The 4,623-nt window shown below is 67.0% G+C and carries 3 protein-coding genes and 1 riboswitch; of the genes, 1 reads left to right on the forward strand and 2 read right to left on the reverse strand.

Annotated features, from left to right (window positions below; all coding sequences use genetic code 11):
* A partial coding sequence (locus AC1DT2_RS16270) for an S-adenosylmethionine synthetase N-terminal domain-containing protein (protein ID WP_477297453.1) occupies positions 1-586 on the reverse strand: 586 nt, incomplete at its 3' end.
* Positions 587-837: 251 nt separating this feature from the next.
* Complete coding sequence (metE, locus tag AC1DT2_RS16275) at positions 838-3,129, reverse strand: 5-methyltetrahydropteroyltriglutamate--homocysteine S-methyltransferase (protein ID WP_477297454.1); 2,292 nt, start codon at positions 3,127-3,129, stop codon at positions 838-840.
* Between the two features lie 196 nt (positions 3,130-3,325).
* Positions 3,326-3,544, reverse strand: a riboswitch (cobalamin riboswitch).
* A gap of 89 nt (positions 3,545-3,633) precedes the next feature.
* Between metE and AC1DT2_RS16280 the strand changes: the two genes are divergently transcribed.
* The coding region (locus AC1DT2_RS16280; RefSeq protein ID WP_477297455.1) for a glycosyltransferase at positions 3,634-4,623 on the forward strand (990 nt) is incomplete at its 3' end.

Consider the following 4,623-nt stretch of genomic DNA (forward strand, 5'->3'; position numbering starts at 1 on the left):
CGTCCGGATCGTGCTGGGTCGAGAGCACGACGGCGTCGATGGCGACGGCTTCGCCGTTCTCGTAGCGCAGGGTGACCTGGCTCTTGGCATCCGGGCGCAGCCACGGCAGCGGCGAGTTCTTCTTCTTGCGGACCTTGGTCTGCTGCTCGACGAGGCGATGGGCGTAGTGGATCGCCGCCGGCATGTATTCGCTGGTCTCGTTGGTGGCATAGCCGAACATGAGGCCCTGGTCGCCAGCGCCCTGTTCTTCCGGCTTCTTGCGGTCCACGCCCTGGTTGATGTCCGGGGACTGCTTGCCGATGAGGTTCAGCACGCCGCAGGTTTCGCCGTCGAAGCCGACTTCCGAGGAGTTGTAGCCGATGTCGAGGATGACCTTGCGGGTCAGCGCTTCGAGGTCGATCCAGGCGCTGGTGGTGATTTCACCCGCGACGATGGCGACGCCGGTCTTCACCAGCGTCTCGCAGGCCACGCGGGCACGCGGGTCCTGGGCCAGGATGGCGTCCAGAACGGCGTCCGAGATCTGGTCGGCGATTTTGTCCGGATGGCCTTCGGAGACCGACTCGGAGGTGAAGAGGAAGTTGCTCATCGCAGGTATATATCCTTCTTTACGGATAAAGAGATAAATGGGGGCGCGCCATGATACACGGCCTTTGCCGGGTTTGCAGAGGGAAGGGTACGCCGGGGTGGTGACGATTGCATGGATGTTCAGGCGCCCGGGCCGTCCGAACGGCTGCGCGGTGCCTGGTGGGAGCCGCTTCAGCGGCGATCCGGGGGCGCCAGGGCGTTGCCCGATGGCGCGGGATCGCCGATAAATCGGCTCCTACCAGGCGGGTGCCGTCAGGCCACGGCGGCCAGGCGCTCCCGGGCGGCCTTCGCCACCGCCACCATGCCCTTCAGGGCCTCGGAGACCTCGGGCCAGCCTCGGGTCTTCAATCCGCAGTCGGGGTTCACCCAGAGCTGGTCGGGTCGGAGCACCTGGAGGGCCCGGGCGAGCAGGTCGGCCATTTCGACCTCGGTCGGCACGCGGGGTGAATGGATGTCGTAGACACCCGGACCGATCCCATTGGGATACTTGAAGCGGGTGAACGCGTCGAGCAACTCCATGCGCGACCGGCTGGTCTCGATCGAGATGACATCGGCATCCATGGCGGCCACGGCCTCGATGATGTCGTTGAACTCCGAGTAACACATGTGGGTGTGCACCTGGGTCGAGTCGCTGACCCCACCGGCCGTGATGCGGAACGCATCGACCGCCCATGCCAGGTAGGCGTCCCACTCCGCGCGACGCAACGGCAGACCTTCACGCAACGCCGGTTCGTCGATCTGGACGATGCCGATGCCGGCCTTCTCGAGGTCGTGCACTTCGTCGCGCAAGGCCAGGGCGATCTGCCGGCAAACGTCCGATCGGGGGAGGTCGTCACGCACGAACGACCACTGCAGCATCGTTACCGGGCCGGTGAGCATGCCCTTCATGGGTCGGTCGGTGAGAGACTGTGCATACGCCGACCACGCCACGGTCATCGGTGCGGGACGCGCTACATCGCCATAGATGATCGGCGGCTTGACGCAGCGCGAGCCGTAGCTCTGCACCCAGCCGAGCGACGTGAACGCATAACCGGCCAGCTGCTCGCCGAAGTATTCGACCATGTCGTTGCGCTCAGGCTCGCCGTGCACCAGCACGTCGATGCCGGCCTCTTCCTGGAAGCGAACGACACGCCGCACTTCGTCGCGCAGGATGCCGGTGTACGCATCGTCGTCGAGCTTGCCCGAACGGTGGGCGGCGCGGGCGATACGCAGGTCGTTGGTCTGCGGGAACGAGCCGATCGTCGTCGTCGGCAGGTCGGGAAGGTCGAAGCGCTCACGCTGCACGGCCGCGCGGAAGGCGAAGGCCGAACGACGCTGGCCGAACTGTGGGGTGAGCTGGCGTACGCGGGCGCGAACGTCGGCACGGACTACCTCGCCAGAGCTCTGGCGGCCGACGACGATCTCGTGCTGGCGATTCAGCGTTTTCCGCGCGGCTTCGTCGCCCGCGACGGCATCCGCGTAGCGACGCAGCTCGGCGATCTTCTGCCGCGCGAACGACAGCCATTCGGCGAGGTGTGACGGCAGGTGCTTTTCTTCGGAAACGTCGATCGGCACATGCAGCAGGGAGCACGACGTCGACAGCCACAGGCGATCGCTGCCGAGGCGTGCGAGCAGGCGATCCACGCGGGGAAGGATGGTCGCCGGATCGCTCAGCCAGATGTTGCGGCCATCGAGGACGCCGGCGGAAAGGACCCGGTCGGCCGGCAGGGCATCGAGTACGGCGTCCAGCTGGTCGGGCGCACGGGCAAGATCGACGTGCAGGCCGGCAACCGGCAACGATGTGGCAAGTTCGAGATTGGCACCGAGCTCACCGAAGTAGGTGGCGAGCAGGACGCGCACGCGGCCGTGTGCGGCGATAGCCGCGTAGGTGCGCCGGAAAGCCTCGCGCCACTCCGCGTCCAGATCGAGCACGAGCGTCGGCTCATCCACCTGCACCCAATCGGCGCCTGCCGCTGCGACGGCATCGACGACACTCAACCATGCCGGCAACAGGGCGTCGAGAAGAGCCAGCGGATCGCTGCCATCGACGGTCTTGGACAGGCGCAGGAAGCTGACGGGCCCGAGCAGGACAGGGCGTGCGACGTGACCGGCGGCGATGGCCTCGCGGTATTCGGCGACGACCTTGTCCGGGCGTGCCGTGAAGAATTGTCCCGCCTCGAGCTCCGGGACGATGTAGTGGTAGTTCGTGTCGAACCACTTGGTCATCTCCAGGGCATGCAGATCCACATCGCCGTCCTGATGGCCGCGGGCCATCGCGAAATAGCCCGCCAGGGGGTCGCGGGAGGCGAGTTCGCGGTAGCGCGCGGGGATGGCGTCGACCAGCACGGCCGCGTCGAGCACGTGGTCGTAGAGGGAAAAGTCGTTTACCGGGACACTGTCGGCCCCGGCGTCGCGAGCGAGCTTCCAGTGGCGCTGGCGCAGTTCGCGCGCGACGGCGAGCAGTTCGTCGGCGCGGCTTTCTCCCTTCCAGTGGCTCTCGAGGGCGCGCTTGAGTTCGCGGCGTCGGCCGATGCGGGGGAAGCCCGGGTAAGTTACGTGTGGCATGGATAATTCCTCTTCGTGGCAAAGAGGAGGGAAGGGCGGCTGGTCGCGAACGCACGCGGACTGCCGCGACGAGGCATGGCAGGCGTGGGGCGTCATGCAGGCTAGCCGTCGACCTTCGCCCCCGCGGGCGAACCGGATGCCGCCCCTTGCGGAGCGCCCATCCAGGTCGGGCGGACCGTCCGCGCCCATGACGGCGCGAACGGTCCGGTCGGCGGCAGGTCTTCGGGCTCGTGGATGTGGCACCGGGCTGGTGCCGCCTTGTTCGTCGCTTCCCGGATCCCGTTCGATCCAGTGCCTGTGACGGACTCGTCTCCACATACCGCTGCGGGGCAGCGCCGGATTGACACCGGCTTCCCTCTTGGCTTTATCTCTCTATTCGAATAAAGAGATAAAGACCGCTAACGGGCGGAAAATTAGCCGTATGGACGCCTGAAGTCAATCGATGGCGATGCATCGCCTCGACATCCTGGCGGCGACCATGTGCCGACACCCAGGGAGCGCCACATGACCGCAAGACACATCGTGATGGCGACGGTCGGCTCGCAGGGCGACCTTTTCCCGTTTCTGGCCGCGGGGCGGGAGCTTCGGCAGCGTGGGTATCGTGTGACGATTGGCGCCCACGGCATTCATCGGGACGCCGTGGGCGAGGCGGGGCTCGATTTCGTGCTCGCCAGCGGCATCGCCGAGCCCGAAGACAAGGCGGCGTTCGCGGCGAGGGCCTTTCATCCCTGGCGCGGACCGCGCTTCGTGGTTCGCGACCTCGCCGCCGCGGACGTCGCGAGCAGCTATGCGGCGCTCGCGCCCGTTTGTGCCGATGCGGATGCCATCGTCACCTCCACGCTGGCGTTCGCCGGACAGATCCTTGGCGAGACCCGACGGATCACCTGGCTATCGGCGGCGCTGTCGCCTGCCGTCTTTCTTTCTGCCTTCGATCCACCCGCCACGGGCATCGAGTGGCTGGACCGGTTCCTGCGATCGTCGCCCCGGCGTGGTGCCTGGGTGCGTCGCATCGGCGAAACGGTAACCTCGCCCTGGACGAAAGCGGTGCGAAGCTTCCGGCAATCGCTGGGGCTCGCAACGGTGTCCGCGTGGGGCGATCCGTTTCATCGCGGTCAGCACGCGCGCGATGGCGTGCTGGCCATGTACTCGCCCTTGCTGGGCCGCCCACCACCGGATTCGCCCGCACACACCGTGGCGACGGGCTATTGCCGCTACGTGCCGTCGGGGGATGTGCTTCCGCCAGATCTGGCCGCGTTCCTCGATGCCGGGGACGCTCCGTTGGTGTTCACCCTTGGCTCGGCCGCGGTGCACGCCGGTGAGGCCTTCCTTCGCGAAAGCATGACGACGGCGGCCGCGCTGGGTCGTCGCGCCGTACTCCTGACAGGATCGCCCGAGATGCGTGCGCGCCTGCCCGTCACGTTACCCGGCGAGGTGTTCGCAGCGGAGTACGCACCGCACGGCGCACTGTTCACACGCGCGGCGGCGGTGGTGCAT

The organism is Luteibacter sp. P4_E6 (assembly GCF_056401535.1).